Below are 25,360 nucleotides of genomic sequence, written 5' to 3'. Positions count from 1 at the left end.
AGGCCCGGTTTTCTCCTATTCTTGCTCCTATCAACTAAAGCTCGTCAATGACTACGAGGTTGATAGTTATGGATAAGAATCTCTCGAGACTAACCAATGGAATGCGGGTTTTAGTTGTCGCATTCGCACTGCTCATCACCGCCTGCTCATCCTACGATGTAAGAATCGGCAAACAGACGGTTGAACCCGACCTGACTCCCAATTCAGATTATGACGGACTACGCGCCGTGCCAGGACTCCCATGGTATGAGGTTTCACAGGGATGGAACGCCGAACTTCGTCGGGCTTTCTGGTTCACCCCGCAGGGATCGGCCCTGATACCCTACGATTGGTTCCTCCACCTCGAAATAGCTGAGCGGAGCTGCAAGGGCCGCACCGATTCAACATTGAATCCCGGCAACTGGAGTCGTTTCAGGGATCCTTCCCACCTTGCGTCGATCGGATATATCCCAGCCCCCGCAGACCCATTGTGGAATCCGGATGGATTGCCCATCGGTTTCGCCAAGACCCCAACCCCTGACGGGGACTTTATGGGGCCGACCTGCTCGGCCTGTCACAGCAACCTACTGAATTTGAATGGCCGTAAGGTGCTGATCGAAGGTGCCCCAACGCTTTCCGACCTTCGCGCCCTCAACGTAGGATTAGCCGATGCGCTCTGTTCGATGGACCCGATTACCGTAAAGAAAGAGGAAGGCGAAGCGGCGTTTCGCGCGGCTAAGGCACAGTTCGATCGGTTCGCCAAACGTATTCTGGGTGAAGTCCACAGCATTGAAGAAGCGAACAGGCTGATGTCGAAGGTGCGCCTGCAACGGCTGAGAATTCAGCTGCGAAATGCCCGGAACTACAGCCCCTCATTCCCGGACTACGGCCGGGGCCGACTGGATGCGCTCGGCGCGATTCTTAACGAAGTCACTGTCACTCATGCAGAGGTTCCACAAAACTTCTACCCGGCAAATGCGCCGGTCAGCTACCCGTTCTTATGGGGAATTTCTCAATCCAATGTCGTGCAATGGAACGGCGCGGTTCACAATCAAGATGATGGTGGAGGCGCGCTGGGACGCAACGTCGGAGAGGTAGTCGGTGTCTACGGCCATATCGAATTTATCCCGACCGGGAAAGGTATAGAGTTCGACAAAAAATATGATGAGCTCGAAGTACTGGATAAGTACCTGAAACGCCTCACCAAAAAGCTACCTGATGGAGTACCGGCCAACGTACCGACACGCGCCCCCAAACTGTTGGGCCCACTGGGAAAAGGCCAACTGGGCGGCTATAAATCGTCGGTGATGATGAAAAACCTGGGCTCCATCGAGCACTGGCTAAGCCGGCTTCGCTCACCAAAGTGGCCTCAATCGATCTACGCGCTGGATGACAACCTGATCGAAAGGGGCCGAGCCATCTATCTGGGCAAGACCGAACAAGAAACCCAGGTCAACTGCTCCAGCTGTCACCAATACGTTGCTCGCGAACAGCAAGATCAACCCTACCAAGCCAACATGATTCGAGTTCCCGAAATCGGCACAGATCCAGTCGCTGCCGGCAACTTCATTCTCGAAGCGCGTCCAAGAAACAATCAAACCGTGTTGAGCGGCGATACCCAAACGGTACGTCGTTGGAAGACAGGCACCTTTGAAGGAACCAGAAAGGACATCATTCGTGGCGAACGCTATGGCAAGTACTTCCAATACCGGGGCGAAGCACTGTCGACTACGGTAAAAGGCGTCATCGCCGGTGAGCTTTTCTGGGACGGACTGATCGGCAAGAAACGAAGCGATACCAAAACGGAAGCGACGAAGTACATCAACCCGGCTGATGCATTATTCCGCTACAAAGCGCGACCGCTGACGGGGATTTGGGCAACAGCTCCCTTTCTGCATAACGGCTCAGTCCCAAGCTTAAGAGAGATGCTGACACCGCAGGAGCAGCGCATCGCCAAATTCTGTGTGGGTAGCCGAAACTTTGTCGCCGCAGATGTCGGCTTTGAGTATCAACCCAAGGGAGATAACTGCCCTGACGGACACTCATTGCTAGATACCAGTGCCTACGCCAATTCCAATCAAGGGCACTCAACCGTCAGACATGGGGTAAAACTCTCAGCTCGAGATAAGGATGCCCTGATCGAGTTCTTGAAAACGCTTTAATAAGGCCAAGCCCGAACTGCACTTGTCGATGGTTGGTTAGATTTAGAAATGCTTCCTGGGACCACGTGCTAGGGGAGTTCTTTTATTAGAGGCTTGGCGATGGAAGTCCCCGGGGCCGGTAGGCCCGGGGCGTAAAACCGGGTCGAAGCCATGCTTCGCCTACTCCGGCTTTACCCTACTTCACAGGGGTGGTGGGGCCGCAAGCGGCGTTTATTTACCTTTCCCCATGCGAGTGCAGATCACTAAACAGCAGATATAAAAAAACCCGGTTCGCAGGAACCGGGTTTCTTTATATTAGGCGCTTGGCGATGACCTACTCTCACATGGGGAAGCCCCACACTACCATCGGCGCTGATTCGTTTCACTGCTGAGTTCGGGATGGGGTCAGGTGGTTCCAAATCGCTATGGTCGCCAAGCAAAAAAGGTAAGTGAATCCGCCCGCCATGGATGGCGGAAGTGCAGAAAATGCAGGAGCAATTTTCTGTGAACTTAATTGAAGTCTCTTTGAATCAGTTCAACGTGTCGATCGTTTATATCTAGCTTGTTTCGTATCAGTGCCAACCTAACACCGCTTTGGCGTTATATGGTCAAGCCGCACGAGCAATTAGTACTGGTTAGCTCAACGCCTCACAACGCTTACACACCCAGCCTATCAACGTCCTGGTCTTGAACGGCTCTTCAGAGGGCTCGAGGCCCTGGTGATACCTTATCTTGAAGGAGGCTTCCCGCTTAGATGCTTTCAGCGGTTATCCCGTCCGAACGTAGCTACCGGGCAATGCGTCTGGCGACACAACCCGAACACCAGAGGTTCGTCCACTCCGGTCCTCTCGTACTAGGAGCAGCTCTTCTCAAGTATCAAACGCCCACGGCAGATAGGGACCGAACTGTCTCACGACGTTCTAAACCCAGCTCGCGTACCACTTTAAATGGCGAACAGCCATACCCTTGGGACCGGCTTCAGCCCCAGGATGTGATGAGCCGACATCGAGGTGCCAAACACCGCCGTCGATGTGAACTCTTGGGCGGTATCAGCCTGTTATCCCCGGAGTACCTTTTATCCGTTGAGCGATGGCCCTTCCATACAGAACCACCGGATCACTAAGACCTACTTTCGTACCTGCTCGACGTGTCTGTCTCGCAGTTAAGCACCCTTATGCCTTTGCACTCATTGCATGATTTCCGACCATGCTGAGGGTACCTTCGTGCTCCTCCGTTACGCTTTGGGAGGAGACCGCCCCAGTCAAACTACCCACCACACACTGTCCCCGACCCGGATAACGGGTCTGGGTTAGAACCCCAAACATACCAGGCTGGTATTTCAAGATTGGCTCCACGCAAACTGGCGTCCACGTTTCAAAGCCTCCCAGCTATCCTACACAAGTAGGTTCAGAGTTCAGTGTGAAGCTGTAGTAAAGGTTCACGGGGTCTTTCCGTCTAGCCGCGGGTACGCTGCATCTTAACAGCGAGTTCAATTTCACTGAGTCTCGGGTGGAGACAGTGTGGCCATCATTACGCCATTCGTGCAGGTCGGAACTTACCCGACAAGGAATTTCGCTACCTTAGGACCGTTATAGTTACGGCCGCCGTTTACTTGGGCTTCGATCAAGAGCTTCGCCTAAGCTAACCCCATCAATTAACCTTCAAGCACCGGGCAGGCGTCACACCCTATACGTCCACTTTCGTGTTTGCAGAGTGCTGTGTTTTTAATAAACAGTTGCAGCCACCATTTCACTTCGACCAGCCTCAGCTTAGGGAGCAAGTCCCATCACCAAAACCGGCGTACCTTCTCCCGAAGTTACGGTACCATTTTGCCTAGTTCCTTCACCCGAGTTCTCTCAAGCGCCTTGGTATTCTCTACCTGACCACCTGTGTCGGTTTGGGGTACGGTCTCAAATAAGCTGAAGCTTAGAGGATTTTCCTGGAAGCATGGTATCGACTACTTCGCTCAAAAGAGAGCTCGTCATCAGATCTCAGTCTTAAAGGATCCCGGATTTACCTAAGATCCAAACCTACATCCTTAAACGCGGACAACCAACGCCGCGCTAGCCTAACCTTCTCCGTCCCCCCATCGCACTTATCTGAGGTGCAGGAATATTAACCTGCTTCCCATCGACTACGCATTTCTGCCTCGCCTTAGGGGCCGACTCACCCTGCCCTGATTAGCATTGGACAGGAACCCTTGGTCTTCCGGCGAGGGTGTTTTTCACACCCTTTATCGTTACTCATGTCAGCATTCGCACTTCTGATACCTCCACGGTGCCTTACAGCTTCCGCTTCAACGGCTTACAGAACGCTCCTCTACCATGCCACAAAGTGGCATCCGTAGCTTCGGTGTACAGTTTGAGCCCCGTTAAATCTTCCGCGCGGGCCGACTCGACTAGTGAGCTATTACGCTTTCTTTAAAGGGTGGCTGCTTCTAAGCCAACCTCCTAGCTGTCTAAGCCTTCCCACATCGTTTCCCACTTAACTGTAACTTTGGGACCTTAGCTGACGGTCTGGGTTGTTTCCCTTTTGACGACGGACGTTAGCACCCGCCGTCTGTCTCCCGTGATTGCACTCTTGGGTATTCGGAGTTTGCATCGGGTTGGTAAGTCGGGATGACCCCCTAGCCGAAACAGTGCTCTACCCCCCAAGGTGAGACACGAGGCGCTACCTAAATAGCTTTCGAGGAGAACCAGCTATCTCCGAGCTTGATTAGCCTTTCACTCCGACCCACAGGTCATCACCGCATTTTTCAACATACGTGTGTTCGGTCCTCCAGTTGATGTTACTCAACCTTCAACCTGCCCATGGGTAGATCGCTCGGTTTCGGGTCTAATCCCAGCAACTTGACGCCCTATTAAGACTCGGTTTCCCTACGCCTCCCCTATACGGTTAAGCTTGCTACTGAAATTAAGTCGCTGACCCATTATACAAAAGGTACGCAGTCACGGTCTCAAGGACCGCTCCCACTGCTTGTACGTACACGGTTTCAGGGTCTATTTCACTCCCCTCACAGGGGTTCTTTTCGCCTTTCCCTCACGGTACTGGTTCACTATCGGTCAGTCAGGAGTATTTAGCCTTGGAGGATGGTCCCCCCATGTTCAGACAAGGTTTCACGTGCCCCGTCCTACTCGTTTTCACATTAAGAGCCTTTTCGCGTACGGGGCTATCACCCACTATGGCCACACTTTCCAGAGTGTTCCGCTAAAACTCAAAACGCTTAAGGGCTAATCCCCGTTCGCTCGCCGCTACTGAGGGAATCTCGGTTGATTTCTTTTCCTCCGGGTACTTAGATGTTTCAGTTCCCCGGGTTCGCCTCTTGACCCTATGTATTCAGGTCAAGATACCCGCCTTATGACGGGTGGGTTTCCCCATTCGGAAATGTCCGGATCAAAGTCTGTTTGCCGACTCCCCGAACCTTATCGCAGGCTACAACGTCCTTCATCGCCTCTGACTGCCTAGGCATCCACCGTGCACGCTTAGTCACTTGACCATATAACCCAAAACAGTGTTCAAGTTATCAGTCAGAACTAATACGATATTAATCGCCAGATATAAACGCTTGATCGAACACAATAAAATTAAACTGATTCAATTTGATTGCTTCAATCACAGATCCACTTTGTTAAAGAGCGATTTTCTCAAAAGAGAAAATAAAGGTTAGCTCTCGCTAACCTTTATTCACTCAAGCTTGAGAAAGCTTTTAACTAATCCAACCATGCAATTCGTTGTGAGCACTTACCAGAACGGCAGCTTCGTTTAAGGAGGTGATCCAGCCCCAGGTTCCCCTAGGGCTACCTTGTTACGACTTCACCCCAGTCATGAACCACACCGTGGTAACCGCCCTCCCGAAGGTTAAGCTAGCTACTTCTGGTGCAATCCACTCCCATGGTGTGACGGGCGGTGTGTACAAGGCCCGGGAACGTATTCACCGTGACATTCTGATTCACGATTACTAGCGATTCCGACTTCACGCAGTCGAGTTGCAGACTGCGATCCGGACTACGAACAGGTTTCTCGGATTAGCTCCACATCGCTGCTTCGCGACCGTTTGTCCTGCCCATTGTAGCACGTGTGTAGCCCCGCTCGTAAGGGCCATGATGACTTGACGTCGTCCCCACCTTCCTCCGGTTTGTCACCGGCAGTCTCCTTAGAGTTCCCGACCGAATCGCTGGCAAATAAGGACAAGGGTTGCGCTCGTTACGGGACTTAACCCAACATTTCACAACACGAGCTGACGACAGCCATGCAGCACCTGTCTCAGAGTTCCCGAAGGCACCAATCTATCTCTAGAAAGTTCTCTGGATGTCAAGAGCGGGTAAGGTTCTTCGCGTTGCTTCGAATTAAACCACATGCTCCACCGCTTGTGCGGGCCCCCGTCAATTCATTTGAGTTTTAACCTTGCGGCCGTACTCCCCAGGCGGTCTACTTATCGCGTTAGCTGCGCCACTAAGAAATCAAGTTCCCCAACGGCTAGTAGACATCGTTTACGGCGTGGACTACCAGGGTATCTAATCCTGTTTGCTCCCCACGCTTTCGCACCTCAGCGTCAGTTTTGGTCCAGGGTGTCGCCTTCGCCACTGGTGTTCCTTCCTATATCTACGCATTCCACCGCTACACAGGAAATTCCACACCCCTCTACCAAACTCTAGCTAAGCAGTATCAGGTGCAGTTCCCAGGTTGAGCCCGGGGCTTTCACATCTGACTGACTTAGCCGCCTACGCGCGCTTTACGCCCAGTAATTCCGATTAACGCTCGCACCCTCCGTATTACCGCGGCTGCTGGCACGGAGTTAGCCGGTGCTTCTTCTGCGAGTAACGTCACAGATGCAGGGTATTAACCTACATCCTTTCCTCCTCGCTGAAAGTGCTTTACAACCCGAAGGCCTTCTTCACACACGCGGCATGGCTGCATCAGGCTTGCGCCCATTGTGCAATATTCCCCACTGCTGCCTCCCGTAGGAGTCTGGGCCGTGTCTCAGTCCCAGTGTGGCTGATCATCCTCTCAGACCAGCTAGAGATCGTCGCCTTGGTGAGCCTTTACCCCACCAACTAGCTAATCTCACGCAGGCTCATCTAATAGCGAAAGGTCCGAAGATCCCCTTCTTTCCCCCGTAGGGCGTATGCGGTATTAATCCAAATTTCTCTGGGCTATCCCCCACTACTAGGTAGATTCCTACGCGTTACTCACCCGTTCGCCGCTCGTCAGCAACTAGCAAGCTAGTCCTGTTACCGCTCGACTTGCATGTGTTAAGCCTGCCGCCAGCGTTCAATCTGAGCCATGATCAAACTCTTCAGTTCAAAAAAGTTGTCAGCCGAAGCCAACGAATTTTTGCTCAAAGTAAAACTGGAATAACTTAACTAAACGTAAGTACGTATAGTGTCGTATGAATTCACGAGTCACTTACTTTGATAAGTCTTTGTGATATTCCGGAGAATATCTGCTGTCCTATCCCAGCAAGTGCCCACACGAATTGCATGGTCGATTTGTTAAAGAGCGTTGCTTGGCTTGCCGTCCGACTGCTCAAGCGAGGGTCGAAATTATACATCTCAAAACCCGTGAGTCAACGCTTTTTTGCGATCTTTTTTCGTTGTGCTTTCCGAACAATTGATTCGAAAAACCGCTTGAAAAAAGGGCTTCCAGCGAGATCGAAACATCAGCTGGAAGGCCGACTCCGCTGCCACCTCAGCGGCAACGTGGGGGCGCATTCTACAGACCTTAGAACTGTCGTCAACGACTTTTGTGAAATATTTTTTACGAAATTAAAACCGGTCAAAAAGCGACCAAAACCAAGCCAGAACAGCATGTCTTGTCCTGATATAGGTTGACATCCTTTCAGGTTGAAAACGCCCGATGCACCTCATCGGGCGTTTTGTATTTTAAGGCCATATGTGGCCGCCGTGTATTGTAGAGTCGGATCGACTCATCAACCATGATCGTGGCCTGATCTAGATCCTCTGGCTTTCTCAGCAGATACTCACCTTTCAGAATCCCGTTTACTCTTTCCGCAAGCGCATTCTGATAGCAGTCATACCCATCCGTCATCGAACAACGCACACCGTGCTCCTTATGTACGGCCTGATAGCGCTTTGAACAGTACTGTATCCCCCTGTCAGAGTGATGGATAAGCCCGGCGCTACCTTGGTAACCATCCAAGGCCTTCTGATAGGCCGTTAATACGGACTCAGCCCTCAAATCACCGTGTACGTGATAGCCGACGACTTTGCGTGAATACGCATCGGTAACCAGGCTCAGATAGGCCTCTCCGTCCCTGACTGGAAGATAGGTGATATCCGCGACCCAGATCTGTTCTGGCCGTGTGGCTTGCTCTTGCTCTGCACCGGGCTTTAGCAAGTTAGGATGGCACCAGAAACGATGATGACTCTGCGTAGTCTTGTGATATGCCCGGCGTCGCTGGACCAATAAGCGGCGATCCCTGAGCAGTTCAAATAGTTTGTCCCGGCCGATTTTACATTCCGTTTCGGCATTGAGCAGGGACAGTAGCTTACGCGCTCCCAGCCGAGGTTGCTGCATACGCTCACGTTGAACAAAGCTCAGTATGGAACAACGCATCTTTGCTTGCTGTTTCGCTCGCTGGCGTTGCTGATAGTAGGCCTGTCGGCTGATACCGAGGATTTGGCAAGCTCGAGTAACCGTCAGCCCTGTGACCTGCCGTTCTTCGATGACTTGCCGCGAGGCTTTTTTACGACACGGACCCCGTGATCCCGTTTGAGCACATCAACCACCGCTTCGAAGAACTCCGCTTTTTGCTGGGCATCTGCCAACTGTTGCTCAAGCTCCTTGATCCGCTGCTCTGGGGTAAGTTCTGAAGGCTTGTCTGACATTAGTTTGGCCTGGTGATCTGATCCTTGAGACCAATCTAGCCTGCCATGCTTACGTAGCCAAACTAATACGGTTGAGCGACCTTGGATGCCGTAACGCTGCTGTGCCTGCTTATAGGACAGTTCACCGGCTTCTACTTGGTCGACAACCGACAATTTAAAGGCGAGGGAATAATCTTTCTGAGTACGTTTAGTCTTTGTTTTCATGTCACTTCCCGAGTTAATGATCGAAAAGTGTCAACGTTATTCAGGACGGGACAGCAGAGACAAAAAAGGCGCCTGACGGCGCCTTTTTCATTATCTCAAACTGTCTGCTTAGCGGGTGAACAGGTGGTGTTTCTTCTTACCCAGCTTGACCAGGTAGTACTTCCCGAACAGCGCTTTTTCTTCAGCGAAGACCTCAGCCGCCGCCATGTTCTGATCCGCACCGATCGCTTCACCATTGACCAGCACCGCTTTGCGCTGCAATGCATCCTTGGCTTCTCGACCCGCTTTTACCATACCCGATTCAGTGAACAGCGTAGTCAACGGCTGCTCAGCCAGCTGATCCAGCGGCAACGCACTGGAGGGCAGACCGTCCAGGCTTAACTGCTGATAATCATCTTCGCTCAATGCAGAGGTATCACCACTGAACAGTGCCTGGGTAATCCTCTCGGCCGCTTGCAGCCCCTCTTCACCATGAACCAATTTTGTAACTTCACGGGCCAGAACTCCTTGGGCCTGTGGACGCCCTTGGGCCTGCTGATCTTCCGCTTCGATCTGCTCAATCTGTTCGATCGGCAGGAAGGTAAAGTAGCGCAGGAACTTGTACACATCGGCATCCGCAGTACCAATCCAGAACTGGTAGAACGCGTAAGGCGAGGTTTTGCGCGGATCCAACCACACGGTGCCCGCTTCGGTCTTACCAAACTTGGTGCCATCGGACTTGGTAATCAGCGGCAGAGTCAGACCGAACACCTGGTTACGATTCATCCGTCGAGTCAGTTCGGTACCACCGACAATGTTGCCCCACTGATCACTACCACCGATCTGCAGCGAGCAACCATGACTCAGGTTCAGCTGCTGGAAGTCATAGGATTGCAGAATCATGTAGGTAAATTCGGTAAAGGAGATACCGGCGCCTTCACGGTCGAGACGCTGTTTGACCGACTCTTTGTGGATCATCGAGTTGACCGCGAAGTGCTTGCCCACATCCCGCAGGAAAGTCAGCACATCGACGTTCTGAGTCCAGTCCAGATTGTTCACCACTTCGGCGGCATTATCACCGACCTCGAAATCGACAAACCGGCTGACCTGCGACTTGATCCGCTCAACCCAGGTATTCACTACATCCGGCGTATTGAGCTTACGCTCTTCCGCCTTGAAGGAAGGATCACCGATCAGACCTGTCGCACCGCCAACCAACGCCAACGGCTTATGTCCGGCCATCTGGAATCGTTTCAGCGCCAGCAGCGGCACCAACGACCCAATGTGCAAACTATCGGCGGTGGGATCAAAGCCACAATACAATGTTTGAGAGCCTTCACTAAGGTGCTTATCCAGCTCGTCATTACCGGTGACCTGTGCGATCAGCCCGCGTGACTCCAGATCCTTTAATAGTGCATTCTCAAACGTCATTTCTCTCACCCGAAAACAGAACCGCCACCGCGGTCGCAAAAAAGTCGCCGTATTCTACCGACTGGCTTCTATTGGCACAATTCGGCAGTCTCCCGACTATTCAGATCAGAAAACTGCTTATTTATTGAACTATTCCGCCGATAACGTACCTAGATCATGGATCGCTCACGACGATTTTTTTATACTCGGGCGAACAATCGCCACCCAGTCACCATCTTTAGCTGAGCCAATCCAAACGAGCCAATGCGACAACATCTTCAATTACTACGTCTTCTGCCGACCCGCACTCACCTGATTGCCATTTCAGCCTGCGTGCTTTTCTTCGCTGGCGCGATGCTGCTGCCTTCCAGCGACGTGGCTGCTAACAAACAGCAGAGCATCACCCTCAAGGCACCGCAGAGCGATACAGCAGCCCCGCAGCAACTGGCGCCAATCCCCAAGCCGATCAGCGCCACACCAGCTGCGACAACCACCAGCCCAGCCAAAACTACGCTGGCTATGCTCACACCGGTAGAGCAACCGAAAGTTGTAGCGGCACCCGCTGAAGTAGCACCTGCTGCAAAAGTTGCCGAACCAGAGCACCCAGCCGAAGACTGGCTCAGCATCCAGATCCGTTCCGGCGATAACCTGACGACTTTGTTTAAAAAAGCAGGCCTGGGCGCCAACCAGCTCTATCCAATGCTCAACGGCATCAAACCCAGCAAGGCACTGGCGCGACTGAAACCCGGTCAGACACTGGAGTTTCTGATCGATCAGGGCGAACTGCTCAAACTTCGCCATATCACCTCACCGTTGACCCAGACCCTGGTCAGTCGCGGCGATGACAGCTACAAGATCGAAGCGATTGAGTTCACGCCGGAGATCACTCACAGCTATCGCCAGGGCACCATTGAGGACTCTCTGTTCCTCAGCGCTAGCGAGGCGGGCCTCAGTCAGACCAAGATTATGGAGCTTGCCGGCATCTTTGGCTGGGATGTGGATTTTGTCCTCGATATCCGCAAAGGCGATCAGTTTGAAGTGGTCTACGAGGAGCGCTGGCTCGACGGCAAGAAGATCGGCGAAGGCAACATCGTTGCCGCCACTTTCGTCAACCAGGGCAATACGTTCCAGGCGATTCGTTATACCGACAGCAACGGCGACAGCAATTACTTCACCCCCGAAGGCAAGAGCATGCGCAAAGCCTTCCTGCGCACCCCGGTTGACTTCACCCGGATCAGCTCCAAGTTCAACCCCAACCGCAAGCACCCGATCTTTAAAACCAAACGCCCCCACCGTGGCGTTGACTATGCCGCACCGACCGGCACCCCAATCAAGAGCGCCGGCGATGGCAAGGTCATCTTTGCCGGACGCAAGGGCGGCTACGGCAAGGTCGTCATCGTTCAGCACGGGCAGAAGTACACCACCCTCTACGCCCATATGAGCCGCATCAAACCGGGCATGAAGCGAGGCAAGCGGGTCAAACAGGGCAACACCATCGGCTATGTCGGCAGCACCGGCTATGCCACTGGCCCCCACCTCCACTACGAGTTCCGACTCAACGGCGTGCACCGCAACCCGCTGACGGTCAAACTCCCCCAGGCAGCACCGCTACCGAAGAAAGAGATGAGCCGATTCAAGCAGCAGGCTGCCGAGCAACTGGCCATGCTGGAAGGTTATCGTCAGACCCAGCTGGCGCAGAATTAAACATGAGCGACTGCTCGGGCTACTTTATCGGCCTGATGTCGGGCACCAGTCTGGATGGCATCGATGCGGTGATTGTCCGTCTGGATTCTGAAACCAGTGCTGCAGAACAAAGCACCCGATTGGCGCTGATCGCCAGCACCTCCCGGCCGCTGCCCACCGAGCTACGCCAACAGATCCTGCAGCTGACACAGCCCGGCAACAACGAGATAGAGTTGCTGGGCCAGGTGGATGTGGCTTTCAGCTGCCTGCAAGCCGAAATCGTCAACCAACTTCTGCAGCAATCAGGTATCAAACCGGAACAGATCCGCGCCATCGGCAGCCACGGCCAGACGTTGCGCCACCGCCCCGAACAGTCGATCCCGTTTACCCTGCAGGTTGGCGATCCCAATACCCTGGCTGAACTGACCGGTATCTGCGTGGTGGCCGATTTCCGCCGTCGCGATCTGGCAGCCGGAGGTCAGGGCGCTCCGCTGGTGCCCGCCTTCCACGCCGAACTGTTCCATCACCCCGAACAGGAACGTGCCGTTATCAACATCGGCGGCATGGCCAATGTCACGCTGCTACCAGCCGATGCATCCAGTTCGGTTATCGGTTACGACACTGGGCCCGGCAATGTGCTGTTGGACAGCTGGATTCAACGCCACCAGCAACAACCCTTTGATCTGAACGGAGACTGGGCCGGTTCCGGTCGTTGCGATCAAGAGCTGTTGCAGCAGCTGCTGTCGCTGGATTATTTCCACCAGCCGACACCCAAGAGTACCGGCCGGGAACAGTTCAATATCGACTGGCTCGACCAGCAGCTCCGACAGCAACCCCAGCCGCTGCCCCCTGAAGATGTTCAGGCAACTCTGCTGGAATTCACCGCACGCACCATCGCCGATGCACTGCAGCAGCACCAGTCCGGCCCCAGCCAGCTGTTTGTCTGCGGCGGCGGCGCCCATAACCAGCTGTTGATGGAACGTCTGCAAAACCTGCTGCCCACCATGACACTTGCCAGTACCGAAACCTTGGGGCTGGACCCGGACTGGGTCGAGGCCTGTGCCTTCGCCTGGCTGGCACAGCGCTGCCTGGCCCAACTACCTGGTAACCTTCCAGCGGTAACAGGTGCCAGCGGCGAGCGAATCCTGGGCGGTATTTATCCGGCCTAAGCCAGCCCCATTTCAACTCCGATCGACTATCCTAAGCAGCGTATCTGGGACAAGCACCTGTGCGCAGGTTCCCCTAGACACACAGCAATCAGCTTTTATTCACATCAAGGACGATGCGATGAACAAATTTCCCAAGCCGCTGTTAGCGGTTGTGCTCTGTACGCCGTTGCAGGCCCAGGCGGGCGATATCGGCCCCATTGATCAAGCCGAGCAACTCCCGAGCGATAATTTATCGACTATCGAGAAAAGGCAACGACCTGCGTTGATGCTCGCCTCCCTCTATCACCCCGAGACCGCCCCCGATGCCTTCTGGATCAGTGAAAAATTCGATGGCGTTCGCGCCTATTGGGATGGCAAACAGTTGTTATCCCGCCAGGGCTATCCGATCCGTGCACCCGCGTGGTTTACCAAGGACTTCCCGTCTACCCCGCTGGATGGTGAGCTCTGGATCGGCCCCGGCCAATTCGAAGCCGTTTCGGCCGCTGCACGACGTTTTCAACCGCTGGAGCATGAATGGCGCCGGATTCGCTATCTGCTGTTTGACCTGCCGACCAGCCCACAACCCTACTGGCAGCGGCGTCTACAACTGCAAGCGCTAACCGAACGACAGCAGATCGCCCACTTGCGAGTGCCCGAATACTGGCGCGTAACGAGTCAATCGGCGTTACAGCAACTGCTGCAACAGCGTCTGGCGGCAGGTGCCGAGGGGCTGATGCTGAATCAGTCCGATGCGCTCTACCAAGCCGGCCGCAGCAATGCACTGCTGAAATTAAAGCCATACTTTGACGCCGAAGCCATGGTGCTCGCCCACCTGCCGGGCAAGGGGAAGTACAGCGGTATGTTGGGATCTCTGCTGGTACAGAACGACCAGGGGGTTCGCTTCAAAATCGGTACCGGCTTTACCGATCAACAGCGCCGAATTCCGCCTGCCGTCGGCAGCCGGATCAGCTACCGCTACCGCAGTCTGACAACGCAGGGTAAGCCCCGCCACGCCAGCTTTCTGCGCCCCTTTGAGCCGCTCTAGACCAGACGGGAAATCACCCAAAACAAAAAACCCCGAGCGGCATCCGCTCGGGGTTTTGGATAACACGTAATGGATTGGCAATCAGACCGAGAACGAAGATCCGCAACCGCAGGTGGTGGTGGCATTCGGGTTCTTGATCACGAACTGAGAGCCCTGCAGACCCTCTTTGTAATCAACCTCGGCACCGGCCAGGTACTGGAAACTCATCGGATCGACCAGCAACATCACGCCGTCATTCTCCACCGAAGTATCATCTTCCGCCATCTCTTCATCGAAGGTGAAACCGTAAGAGAATCCGGAACAACCACCGCCGGTGACAAACACCCGCAGCTTCAGGTTGTCGTTCTCTTCCTCTTCGATCAGGCTTTTGACCTTGGCCGCTGCGGCGTCGGTAAACACCAGCGCTGTTTCCGCTTCAGCATCCCAGGATTCAACCGCACTCATAATTCCTCCGGACGGTACGTCATATCTGTGCGCAATTATGCTATTAACCGATTAAAACAGTCAAGAATTAACCCATGAACTAGAACGAGATCAGGGCAACAGTCCCACCAGTTCCAGTCCTGCCGTCTCTTCCAGTCCGAACATGATATTCATATTCTGAACCGCCTGTCCGGCAGCGCCCTTGACCAGGTTATCGATCACCGACAAGACCACCACGGTATCGTCATCCTGAGGCCGGTAAACCGCGATACGGCAATGGTTGGCGCCCTTAACGCTGCGGGTCTCGGGCAGGCTGCCTGCCGGCATCACATCGACGAAGGGCTCATCGGCATAGCGCTCCTCGTAAATCTGCTGCAGGTTGTCGCTCGGATCTTTCAACACCCCGTACAAGGTGGCATGAATACCTCGGATCATCGGCGTCAGGTGCGGCACGAAGGTCAGCCCGACCGGGAAGCCCGCCGCCTCGGCCAAACCCTGCTTGATCTCCGGCAGGTGACGGTGACCAGCAACGCCGTAGGCCTTGAAGCTCTCGCTGGCTTCGCACATCAGCATCGGTACGCTGGCACCACGACCGGCACCGCTGACCCCTGACTTACAGTCGGCCACCAGACGGCGGCGATTGATCAGCCCCTGTTCCAGCAACGGCAAGAAGCCCAACTGGGTAGCGGTCGGGTAACAGCCCGGGTTGGCGACCAGTCGCGCACCGCGAATCTGCTCCCGGTAGACCTCAGGCAGGCCATAGACTGCCTCTTCCACCAGGGCCGGACACGCGTGCTCCATGCCATACCATTTGGACCACACATCCAGATCTTTGATCCGGAAGTCAGCGGCCAGGTCGATCACCCGCACCCCCCGCTCCAGCAGGGCTTCCGCCTGCTGCATGGCGATCCCGTTCGGGGTGGCAAAAAACACCAGGTCACACTGTGACAACGACTCCAGATCCGGCTCGGCAAATGCCAGATCAACATGGCCGCGAAGATTCGGATACAGCTCTGAGACCCCCTTGCCCGCCTCGGAACGGGAGGTGATCACACTCAGCTCAACCTGCGGGTGGCGGACCAGCAGGCGCAAGAGTTCTACTCCGGTATAACCGGTTCCGCCGACAATCCCCACCTTAATCGCTGCCATCGTTTTGATCCTATCTGTTCGTTTCAAGCGGTACAGCCCCACGTCCGCGGCTGTACGATAAAGAGGCCGTATAATAAGATGCCTGCTTAAAAATCAAAAGCGACGATTCCAACCTCGCACGATCCAGGCCGTAAGAGATCTCCTCCCGATGCGCATGAACTCCCTGAGTCTTAACCATTTTCGGCTTCGCCTCGGGGATACCGATGCGCTGCCGCAATGGCTGCTGATCGGGCTGCTGTCAGGATTGGTCACCGGTTTGGTGATGCTGGCGTTTCATCATGCGCTCAGTACCCCGCTGACCTGGTTTCTACCGGGAGGCGATCCGGAAAACTTCGAGGCTCTTCCGGCCTGGGTTCGGTTCAGCCTTCCCCTGCTCGGCAGCTTGCTGCTCGGACTGCTGCTATGGCGCTTTGCGCCCTACGCCAAAGTCGGTATTCCCCATGTTCTGGAGCGATTGAGCTATCACCAGGGCCGACTACCGCTACCGAATCTGATCATCCAATTTGTCGCCGCCGTCATCAGCCTGGCCAGTGGTCACTCGGGCGGGCGCGAAGGCCCGGCGGTCCACCTGGGGGCCGGCACCTCCAGCCTGCTGGGCCAGTACCTGCGCTTACCCAATAACAGCCTGCGCACCCTGGTCGGCTGCGGTACAGCCGCGGCCATTGCCGCGGCCTTCAACACCCCCGTCGCCGGCATTATCTTCGCGATGGAAGTGGTGATGATGGAGTACACCGTGGCTGGGTTTATTCCGGTCATGGTCGCCGCCGTCACCGCGACCCTGCTGTTACAGCTAACCCTCGGCGATGACGTGGTGTTCGCCGTCGCTTCGCTGGATATCCATCGACTCGAAGAGGTTCCCTACATTCTATTGTTGGGGATCGTGGTCGGTTTACTGGCCGTGCTGTTCAGCCGGGTACTGGTCATGACCGCCCGCTGGCAGAAGCCGCCGCTGTTTATTCGTCTTCAACTGGCCGGCCTGTTAACCGGTCTGCTGGCACTGGTGGTGCCGGAGATCATGGGGGTCGGCTACGACAGCATCGGCACCATCCTCAATGGGCAGGGCGCCATTGGTTGGCTGGCGGCGCTGGCGCTGGCCAAACTGTTGATCACCGCCGTCGTGATCGGACTCGGGGTACCGGTCGGGTTGATCGGCCCCACTCTGTTTATCGGTGCCGCCGCCGGCGCCGCGCTGGGGATTATCGGCCATACCTCAGCTGCTGAAACCGTCTCCAGCCAGGCCCTCTATGCCATGCTCGGCATGGGCGCAATGATGGCCGCCACCCTCCAGGCTCCACTGGCGGCACTGTTGGCCCTGCTGGAGCTGACCCTGAATCCGAACATTATCTTTCCCGGTGCGCTGGCGATCATCACCGCCACCCTCACCTACCGCTACTGTTTCCGCCAGGGCTCCGCCTTTCAGGCGCTGCTACTCAGCCGGGGACTGGATTGGCGCCGGGCACCGCTCGAACGCTTTCTGGAGCGCACCGCCGCGCTCAGCCTGATGCAACCTTTGCCGCCGAGCAGCCCTCGCTTGATCGAGCTTGACCAGGCCAGGAAGCTGGCGGCCCAACCCCACGAATGGCTGCTGATCAATGGTCAGCGCGGTCCCAGCGCCGCCCTCGCCAGGGCCGATCTCGCCTTATTTCTGCAACAGCATAGGGAAAGCCATACCGAGCTTGAGCAGACCAATGAGCCGATAGATCTGCTGGAACTACCGGGCCTGCGCCATGACGTGAGCCTCCTCAGTGCTCGCGCTACCCTGCAGGAGGCGCTTTCCCGAATGAACGAGAAAAACCGCGATGCGCTCTGCCTCGTCGATGAACATGACAGCCCGATAGGGCTATTGCTGCGCAGCGATATCAACCACCACTTCAGCAACAACAAGAGTGAATAATGCTACAGGGTCTCTACGCCATCACCGACGCGACATTGACACCGGACGCCACCCTGCTCGATCAGGTCGAGCAGGCATTGCGCGGCGGCGCGGCGATCGTCCAATACCGGGATAAATCCGACCAAGCCGATCAACGCCTGCGCCAGGCCAAAGCGCTGGCGCAGCTGTGCCGGCGCTACCAGCGTCCGTTGTTGATCAATGACGATGTCCAACTGGCACTGGACAGTGGCGCCGACGGCGTTCATCTGGGACAGACCGACGGCAGCCTCGAACAGGCCCGCCAACACCTGGGGAGCGACGCCATTATCGGCATCACCTGCCACGACTCGCTGGAGCTGGCACAACAGGCCCAACAGGGCGGAGCCGACTATGTGGCCTTCGGTGCTTTTTTCGTTTCGGCGACCAAGCCCGACGCCCGTCCGGCGCCGATGAAGCTGCTGGCCGAGGCAAAACAACAACTGTCGGTGCCGATAGTGGCGATCGGCGGCATCAACAGGGATAATGCGGGCCAACTGATTGAACAGGGCGCCGATATGATCGCCGTGATTGGAGATCTGTTTGGCCATGCCGATGTACAGGCCAGTGCCCAGTGCCTGAACGCCTGCTTCGACGCCAAAAGCCCTTAAGCAACCGGCAATGCCTAACATAGATCATGTTGTGCCTGATTCAGGCATGATTTCATAGGCGACCATCCGAACACAGAACCAACGTATACGCTGTTACGACTTTTTACTGGAGTATCTTCATGTCCCGATCTGACACGCTGTTCGAACAAGCCAAACAGTACATCCCTGGTGGGGTTAACTCCCCGGTTCGTGCCTTTAAGGCCGTGGGCGGTACCCCGGTGTTTGTCGATCGCGCCGAGGGCGCCTACCTGTACGATGCCGATGGTAAGCGCTATATCGACTACGTCCTGTCCTGGGGCCCGATGATTCTGGGTCACGCCCACCCCACGATCACCAAGGCGGTGATGGACAAGATGCAGAAGGGGCTGAGCTTCGGCACCCCCACCGAGATCGAAACCACACTGGCCGCCAAGATCTGCGACATGCTGCCCAATGTCGACCTGGTGCGGATGGTCAACTCCGGCACCGAAGCGACCATGAGCGCGATCCGCCTGGCCCGTGGTTTCACCGGTCGCGACAAGATCATCAAGTTTGAAGGCTGCTACCACGGCCACTCCGACTCGCTGCTGGTCAAGGCCGGTTCCGGTGCTCTGACCCTGGGCGTGCCCAGCTCGCCGGGTGTTCCCGAAGGTCTGGCCCAGCACACCGTGACCCTGACCTACAACGACATCGAAGGGGTTCGTCAGGCCTTCAGCGAAATCGGTGAGCAGGTTGCCTGTATCATCGTCGAGCCGGTGGCCGGCAACATGAACTGCGTACCGCCGATCCCCGGCTTCCTAGAGACCCTGCGTGAGCAGTGTGACCAGTACGGCGCGTTGCTGATCATCGACGAGGTCATGACCGGATTCCGCCTCGGCCCGCAAGGTGCCCAGGGCCATTACGGCGTTAAGGCCGACCTGACCACACTGGGCAAGGTCATCGGCGGTGGTATGCCGGTCGGTGCCTTCGGCGGTCGTCGCGACGTGATGGAGCAGATTGCTCCGCTGGGCCCGGTCTACCAGGCCGGCACCCTGTCCGGTAACCCGATTGCGATGGCGGCGGGTCTGGCGCAGATGGAACAGATCACTCAGCCCGGCTTCTACGAGCCGCTGTTCGAGAAGACCGAAACCCTGGTCCAAGGCCTGCGTCAGCGCGCCGAGAAAGCCGGTATTCCGTTCACCACCAACCATGTCGGCAGCATGTTCGGCGCCTTCTTCACCGATGTCGAGAAGGTGGTCAACTTCCAGCAGGCGATCAATTGCAACGCCGAGCACTTCAACCACTTCTTCCACGGCATGCTCGACGAAGGCGTCTACCTGGCCCCGGCCAGCTACGAAGCCGGCTTTATGTCAGCCGCCCACAGCGACGAAGATATCCAGGCGACTCTGGATGCGGCCGAGAAGATCATGAACTCGATCTGAGCCAGAACGCTGCGCGGTTAAGCGCCGAATCAACCGGGTAAGGGGCCTCTCCCTACCCGGTTTTTTTTGCTTTTCTGACGCCTCAGTACCGCTACATGAATCAACCTCACGTTGCGACGCAACAAGCGATTCCCGCCAGCTTTCCCGGCATTTACTGCACATTCCACCAGCCCTACCTATTTGCGCAGTATTTTTTTCACCCAAGCGACACCAATTTAGTCTTTTCGATCAACGATCCGTCCACCAACCTTTGCTGCATCTGCGCAACAAGCCGAGAACCCTCTCAGGGCATCGTGAAATATTCACAGCCATGATCGGCAGGCTTTCGGTTGGCCAAAAATAGTCAGGTGATACACTTTCAAATCAAATAGTTGTACTAAAGTTCAAACACCGGTTCCCCCGGTGTTTTGTTTTTCAATAACCCCGATAACGCTGATAACAACAACACGGCCCTTGCAACCATGAACAGATCGGTAAAAGCCAAACACCCTGAAATCGTCAACGTCCAGGAATTACTGGCTAAACGCTTGCCCAAAAACCGCGTCCTGGACGCCCAGCAGCTGGCCAGCCAGTACTACAGCTGCAGCGTATCCCGGGAGATCGCCCGACTCGCCACCGAAGATCTCTACGGCGCGATTCTGTGTCTGTGGGATCTTCTCCAGCAAAGACGCAAGGGACAGGCACTGGTTCGGCTCTACAACCCGACCCCGGAAGATCACCGCTGGCACAGCACCCACAGTATTCTCGAAGTCCTCTCCGATGACATGCCGTTCCTGGTCGCCAGTATTTCGCTGGCGCTGGATAACGCCGGTATCACCATTCACCAGATCACCCACCCGGTGATCCAGGTCGAGCGTGACAAGCAGGGCAAACTGAAGAAGCTGCTGGAGCTGAACCAGAGCAGCGACAAATCGCAAGCCGAAGCACTGATGCGGATCGAGATCGATCACCAGCCGGACGAAGACACCCGCCGTCAGGTGATCGAAACGGTCGAACAGGTGATTCAACAGGTTCGTCAGGCGGTCGAGGACTGGCCCCAGATGTGCGACACCCTGCGCCAGGCGATCGACTGGAGCCGCACCGACGCACGCCACCCCGACAGCGATGAAGCCGAGGAGTCGCTGGCGTTTCTGAACTGGCTGCTGGACGATCATTTCGTCTTTCTCGGTTACCGCTATTACGAACTCGAACAGGGCAAACAGAGCCAGACCCTACGCTACCAACAGGACAGCGGCCTGGGCCTGTTTCGGGACGTGCCCGAGGATCAGCAGCAGATCCAACTCGACGGTTATCTCGGACAGTTGGCCCTCAAGCCCGACCTGCTGGTGCTGACCAAATCCACCAGCCGCTCCACGGTCCAGCGTCCGGCCTACCTGGATCGAATCGGGGTCAAGAAGATCGACGCCGACGGCAAGGTACTGGGCGAATGGCGCTTCTACGGTCTCTACTCGTCCACCGCCTACAGCGTGCCGTTGGAACAGGTACCGCTGCTGCGCCGCAAGGTCTCCAAGCTGTTTGAGCGGGCCCATCTGACCCCCAACAGCCATAGCGGAAAGAACCTGCGCCACCTGGTCACCACCTTCCCCCGTGACGAGATGCTGCAGGCCGAATACGATCAGTTGGAACAGATCCTGTTGGGGATGCTGGAGTGCGAAGAGCGTCGCCAACTGCGGCTATTCCTGCGGCCCGACACCTACGATCGCTACATCACCGCCCAGGTTCTGGTACCGCGGGATCATTACGACACCGAACTGCGCCAGAAGATGCGCCAGATTCTGCTGGAAGCCTTCGACGGCCACGCCAGCGAATTCACCGTACGCCTGAGCGACCATGCACTGGCCCAGATCCAGTTCACCGTGCACTGTCACAACGCCCACGAGAAGGCGGTCGATATCGAAGCCCTCGAGGCCCGGATGAACGAGGCGATGGCCTCCTGGCAGGACCAGCTCCACGCCGCACTGTCGGAAAAAGCCGGCGAAGCCGAAGCCAACCGGCTACTGCGACTGTTCGCCAACGCCATGCCGGTGGCCTACCGCGACGACTTCAGCCCACGCCGTACCGTCACCGACCTGCAGCGCTTGGCCGAGCTGAAGCCGGGCGAACTGTCGACTTACCTGTACCGCCCGCTGGAGGAGTTCGACAGCCTCCACTTCAAGGTCCTCGGCGCCGGTGACAGCCTGGCCCTGTCCGATGTGCTGCCGATTCTGGAGCACATGGGAGTCCGGGTCCTCAACGCCCGCCCCTACAGCATCAACTGCAGCAACGAGGATGAATTCTGGATTCTCGACTTCCGCCTGTCGGTGGCCGGCAGCTTCGACCCGGAAGACAGCCACCTGAAACAGCAGTTCCAGGAGACCTTCACCCGCAGCTACTACAACCAGATCGAGGACGACGGTTTCAACGAGCTGGTGATCGCCGCCGGGCTGAGCTGGCGCCAGGTGATGGTGCTGCGGGCGATCTGCAAATACCTGCTGCAGCTGGCGATCCCGTTCTCGCAGAAGTACATGGAGGAGACCCTCAGTCACAACCCCCATGTGGCCCGCAACCTGGTCAAACTGTTCGAAACCCGTTTCGACCCCGATATGCGCCACGATCGCGACGACCGCAGCAAGATGCTGATCGAGTCGATCGACGAGGCCCTGGAAGCGGTGGAAAACCTCGACCAGGACCGGATTCTGCGCCACTACCTGAGCGTGATTCAGGCGATGCTGCGGACCAACTTCTACCAGGTCGAAGCCGATGGTCTGACCCCGAAGGGTTACGCCTCCTTCAAACTGGACACCGATTCGATCCCGGCCGCCCCGCAACCGCGGCCCAAATATGAAACCTTTATCTACGCCCCCTGGGTTGAAGGGGTCCACCTGCGCGGCGGCAAGGTCGCCCGAGGCGGTCTGCGCTGGTCGGATCGGCGCGAGGATTTCCGCACCGAGGTGCTGGGCCTGGTCAAGGCCCAGATGGTCAAGAACGCCGTGATCGTGCCGGTCGGCGCCAAGGGCGGCTTTGTGCCCAAGCAGCTGCCGACCCACTCCCGCGAGGCGATGATGGAGGAAGGGATCCGTTGCTACGAAACCTTTATCCGCGCCCTGCTCGATCTGGCTGACAACCGCCAGGGCGGCAAGATCATCCCGCCGGAGAACGTGGTTCGCTACGACGACGATGACCCCTACCTGGTGGTCGCCGCCGACAAGGGCACCGCAACCTTCTCCGACATCGCCAACCGGATCTCGGTCGAGTACGGCTTCTGGCTCGGTGACGCCTTCGCCTCCGGCGGCGCCAACGGTTACGACCATAAGAAGATGGGCATCACCGCCCGCGGCGCCTGGGAGTCGGTCAAGCGCCTGTTCCTGGAGCGCGGCATCGACTGTCAGACCCAACCGTTTAGCGCTGTCGGTATCGGTGATATGGGCGGCGATGTGTTCGGCAACGGTATGCTGCTGTCGAAGCAGACCAAACTGGTGGCTGCCTTCAACCACCTGCACATCTTTATCGATCCCGATCCGGATCCGGCAACCTCCTGGGATGAACGCAAGCGCCTGTTCGACCTGCCCCGCTCCAGCTGGGAGGACTACAATGCCGAGCTGATCAGCAGCGGCGGTGGTGTCTTCTCCCGCGCCGCCAAGTCGATCACCCTCAGTGACGAGATTCGCAAGCTGCTGGATATCAGCGCCAAGCGGCTGGCGCCCAACGAGCTGATCCAGGCGATCCTGAAAGCCCCGGTCGATCTGCTCTGGAACGGCGGTATCGGCACCTACGTCAAATCCGAAGCGGAAACCAACGACATGGTCGGTGACCGCGCCAACGATGCACTGCGGATCAACGGCAGTGAACTGCGCACCAAGATCGTCGGCGAAGGCGGTAACCTGGGGATGACCCAGCGCGGCCGGGTCGAATACGCCCGTGCCGGCGGCCTGCTCAACACCGACGCGATCGACAACGCCGGAGGGGTTCACTCGTCTGACTACGAGGTCAACCTGAAGATTCTGCTCGACCAGGAAGTCGCCGCCCAGGATCTGACCGCCAAACAGCGTAATCGACTGCTGGCCAGCATGACCGACGAGGTAGCCTCGCTGGTGCTGCAGCAGAACTATCACCAGAGTCAGATTCTGAGCCTGGTGCGTCGTCGCAGCGCCGACCTGATCGACGATCACCGCCGCCTGATCCATATGCTCGAAAGCGAAGGCCGACTGCGGCGTCGGTTGGAATTCCTGCCCACCGACGAGCAGCTTGAAGAGCTGTCCCGTAGCGGTGCCGGCCTGACCCGACCGGAGATCGCCGTGTTGCTGGCCTACAGCAAACTGCGTCTGTTCGATCAGTTGATCGAAGGCCAGATCGGCGAAGACGAAGACCTGGCCAAGGAGCTGCCGAGCTATTTCCCGGTACCGATCCAGCAGCAGTACCCGGAACAGCTCGATCAGCATCCGCTGCGCAGTGAGCTGATCGCCACCCATATCACCAACCTGATCGGCAACCGCTTCGGCTCCACCATCATCCACTACCTGGAAGAGGAGACCCGCTGCGATCCGCTCGATGCGGTTCGAGCCTTGCTGGCGGCCCGGGATATCCTCGATATTCCGACGCTGTGGCAGCAACTGGAAGACGCCGAAGTGCGACTCGACAACGACCTGTTCAGCGACCTGATGCTGGAACTGCAGCAGGTTCTGAAACGCTCGGCACTCTGGCTGCTGCGCAACAACAGCGCCCCGTTGTCGATCGCTCGGATGCGTGGACTCTACCGCGATGGGGTGAAACAGGTTCTTGAGGCACTGCCGGAACTGTTGAGCACACAGCAGCAAGCCAACCCGAGGGACGCGCTGGTCGACGAAGCGGGTCTTCCCGACAGTTTGAAGCAGCTCGAACGGCTCTACTATCCGCTCGATATCGTGATGCTGGCCCATCAGTCCGGTCAGGGTGAACTACCGGCCACCGAAGCCTTCATCCTGCTGGAGAAAGAGCTGGGACTTTGGCAGCTGCGCGATCATATCGAAGCCCTGCCGGGTAACGATCTGTGGGAACGCAAAGCCCGCGTCAGTCTGGAAGACGAACTGGATCGAGGGCTGGCCGGCACGGTCGCCAAGCTACTGAACAGCACCGACCAGGATCAGAGCGTGGCTGAACGCTTGAACCAGTGGCAGCAAAGCAATCAGAACCTGCTCAGGCACTTCCAGTCCACCTGCGATGAGGTCAACAGCCAGGATGCGCCCAACCTGTCGATGCTGTCGGTCGCGGTGCGGGAGCTAAGCCTGCTGTATTGATCCTTCGATCTCCCTGCCAAAACGCCCCATTCGGGGCGTTTTTTTTACCGGTGAACTTGTGCAGCGACTACGCTATCAGGGCGGGCAGAGAAATACCTGTGTCGGCCTACCGGATCAGAGTTCATTCTTGGTGCCAGTTCGATCTTTTTATAGAGCCAAAGGCAGTTTTTCGGCGAAAT

Annotated in this window: 12 protein-coding genes and 3 rRNA genes; 8 read left to right on the top strand and 7 right to left on the bottom strand. The window is 56.6% G+C overall.

The annotated features are described in order from the left end of the window. Nucleotides 1-68: 68 nt before the first annotated feature. Complete coding sequence (locus ACO05M_RS06345) at nucleotides 69-2,141, top strand: di-heme-cytochrome C peroxidase (protein WP_421869028.1); 2,073 nt, start codon at nucleotides 69-71, stop codon at nucleotides 2,139-2,141. A gap of 300 nt (nucleotides 2,142-2,441) precedes the next feature. Here the strand turns inward: ACO05M_RS06345 and rrf are convergent. The 5 genes from rrf to tyrS form a co-directional block, all read right to left on the bottom strand. Further along, nucleotides 2,442-2,557, bottom strand: a 5S ribosomal RNA gene (gene rrf / locus ACO05M_RS06340). A 167-nt stretch (nucleotides 2,558-2,724) separates the two neighbouring features. Continuing rightward, nucleotides 2,725-5,616, bottom strand: a 23S ribosomal RNA gene (locus ACO05M_RS06335). 267 nt (nucleotides 5,617-5,883) lie between these two features. Further along, nucleotides 5,884-7,423 (bottom strand): 16S ribosomal RNA (locus ACO05M_RS06330). Together the 16S, 23S and 5S rRNA genes form the textbook arrangement of a ribosomal RNA operon. 535 nt (nucleotides 7,424-7,958) lie before the next feature. Continuing rightward, a protein-coding gene (locus tag ACO05M_RS06325; protein ID WP_421862467.1) for an IS3 family transposase occupies nucleotides 7,959-9,172 on the bottom strand; the annotation gives its coding sequence in 2 pieces (ribosomal slippage) (nucleotides 7,959-8,830 and nucleotides 8,830-9,172; 1,215 coding nt in all). Nucleotides 9,173-9,280: 108 nt separating this feature from the next. Further along, nucleotides 9,281-10,582 (bottom strand): tyrosine--tRNA ligase, encoded by a 1,302-nt coding sequence (tyrS, locus tag ACO05M_RS06320; RefSeq protein ID WP_421869025.1) that lies wholly within the window; start codon nucleotides 10,580-10,582, stop codon nucleotides 9,281-9,283. A 243-nt stretch (nucleotides 10,583-10,825) separates the two neighbouring features. Between tyrS and ACO05M_RS06315 the strand changes: the two genes are divergently transcribed. From ACO05M_RS06315 to ACO05M_RS06305, 3 genes are all read left to right on the top strand, one after another. After that, nucleotides 10,826-12,265: an OapA family protein gene (locus ACO05M_RS06315; protein WP_421869022.1), complete on the top strand. Its 1,440-nt coding sequence runs from the start codon at nucleotides 10,826-10,828 to the stop codon at nucleotides 12,263-12,265. A gap of 2 nt (nucleotides 12,266-12,267) precedes the next feature. Next, nucleotides 12,268-13,413 carry an anhydro-N-acetylmuramic acid kinase gene (locus ACO05M_RS06310; protein ID WP_421869019.1) on the top strand — a complete coding sequence of 382 codons (1,146 nt, stop codon included), beginning with the start codon at nucleotides 12,268-12,270 and terminating at the stop codon, nucleotides 13,411-13,413. 118 nt (nucleotides 13,414-13,531) lie between these two features. Then, complete coding sequence (locus ACO05M_RS06305) at nucleotides 13,532-14,437, top strand: DNA ligase (RefSeq protein WP_421869016.1); 906 nt, start codon at nucleotides 13,532-13,534, stop codon at nucleotides 14,435-14,437. 81 nt (nucleotides 14,438-14,518) lie between these two features. Here ACO05M_RS06305 and erpA read toward each other — a convergent pair whose 3' ends face one another. Further along, entirely contained in the window at nucleotides 14,519-14,881 is a 363-nt protein-coding gene (gene erpA / locus ACO05M_RS06300) for an iron-sulfur cluster insertion protein ErpA (protein WP_421869013.1), read from the bottom strand. A gap of 90 nt (nucleotides 14,882-14,971) precedes the next feature. Further along, nucleotides 14,972-16,009, bottom strand: a complete 1,038-nt coding sequence (argC, locus tag ACO05M_RS06295) for an N-acetyl-gamma-glutamyl-phosphate reductase (protein WP_421869010.1) — start codon at nucleotides 16,007-16,009, stop codon at nucleotides 14,972-14,974. Between the two features lie 148 nt (nucleotides 16,010-16,157). On the opposite strand from argC, the gene ACO05M_RS06290 reads away from it, so the two are divergent. The 4 genes from ACO05M_RS06290 to ACO05M_RS06275 all read left to right on the top strand — a co-directional run bounded on the left by ACO05M_RS06290 (nucleotide 16,158) and on the right by ACO05M_RS06275 (nucleotide 25,181). After that, entirely contained in the window at nucleotides 16,158-17,903 is a 1,746-nt protein-coding gene (locus ACO05M_RS06290; protein ID WP_421869007.1) for a chloride channel protein, read from the top strand. Next, nucleotides 17,903-18,529, top strand: a complete 627-nt coding sequence (thiE, locus tag ACO05M_RS06285; RefSeq protein WP_421869004.1) for a thiamine phosphate synthase — start codon at nucleotides 17,903-17,905, stop codon at nucleotides 18,527-18,529. The genes ACO05M_RS06290 and thiE overlap by 1 nt, the downstream gene beginning before the upstream one ends. 119 nt (nucleotides 18,530-18,648) lie before the next feature. Further along, a complete protein-coding gene (hemL, locus tag ACO05M_RS06280; RefSeq protein ID WP_421869001.1) occupies nucleotides 18,649-19,929 on the top strand; it encodes a glutamate-1-semialdehyde 2,1-aminomutase in 1,281 nt (426 codons plus the stop codon). Nucleotides 19,930-20,390: 461 nt separating this feature from the next. Then, on the top strand, nucleotides 20,391-25,181 hold the full coding sequence (locus ACO05M_RS06275) for an NAD-glutamate dehydrogenase (protein WP_421868998.1): 4,791 nt from the start codon (nucleotides 20,391-20,393) through the stop codon (nucleotides 25,179-25,181). The last annotated feature ends 179 nt before the right edge of the window (nucleotides 25,182-25,360 follow it).

The organism is Motiliproteus sp. (assembly GCF_965230735.1).
GTDB lineage: Bacteria > Pseudomonadota > Gammaproteobacteria > Pseudomonadales > Balneatricaceae > Motiliproteus.
Note: the sequence above shows the minus strand (reverse complement) of the source record. Positions and strands in the feature narration are given on the sequence as shown.

Excerpts from the sequence above, each read along its gene's own strand:
- ACO05M_RS06345 (WP_421869028.1), top strand. The coding sequence starts at position 69 with ATGGATAAGAATCTCTCGAGACTAACCAATGGAATGCGGGTTTTAGTT.
- tyrS (WP_421869025.1), bottom strand. The coding sequence starts at position 10,582 with ATGACGTTTGAGAATGCACTATTAAAGGATCTGGAGTCACGCGGGCTG.
- ACO05M_RS06315 (WP_421869022.1), top strand. The coding sequence starts at position 10,826 with ATGCGACAACATCTTCAATTACTACGTCTTCTGCCGACCCGCACTCAC.
- ACO05M_RS06310 (WP_421869019.1), top strand. The coding sequence starts at position 12,268 with ATGAGCGACTGCTCGGGCTACTTTATCGGCCTGATGTCGGGCACCAGT.
- ACO05M_RS06305 (WP_421869016.1), top strand. The coding sequence starts at position 13,532 with ATGAACAAATTTCCCAAGCCGCTGTTAGCGGTTGTGCTCTGTACGCCG.
- erpA (WP_421869013.1), bottom strand. The coding sequence starts at position 14,881 with ATGAGTGCGGTTGAATCCTGGGATGCTGAAGCGGAAACAGCGCTGGTG.
- argC (WP_421869010.1), bottom strand. The coding sequence starts at position 16,009 with ATGGCAGCGATTAAGGTGGGGATTGTCGGCGGAACCGGTTATACCGGA.
- ACO05M_RS06290 (WP_421869007.1), top strand. The coding sequence starts at position 16,158 with ATGCGCATGAACTCCCTGAGTCTTAACCATTTTCGGCTTCGCCTCGGG.
- thiE (WP_421869004.1), top strand. The coding sequence starts at position 17,903 with ATGCTACAGGGTCTCTACGCCATCACCGACGCGACATTGACACCGGAC.
- hemL (WP_421869001.1), top strand. The coding sequence starts at position 18,649 with ATGTCCCGATCTGACACGCTGTTCGAACAAGCCAAACAGTACATCCCT.
- ACO05M_RS06275 (WP_421868998.1), top strand. The coding sequence starts at position 20,391 with ATGAACAGATCGGTAAAAGCCAAACACCCTGAAATCGTCAACGTCCAG.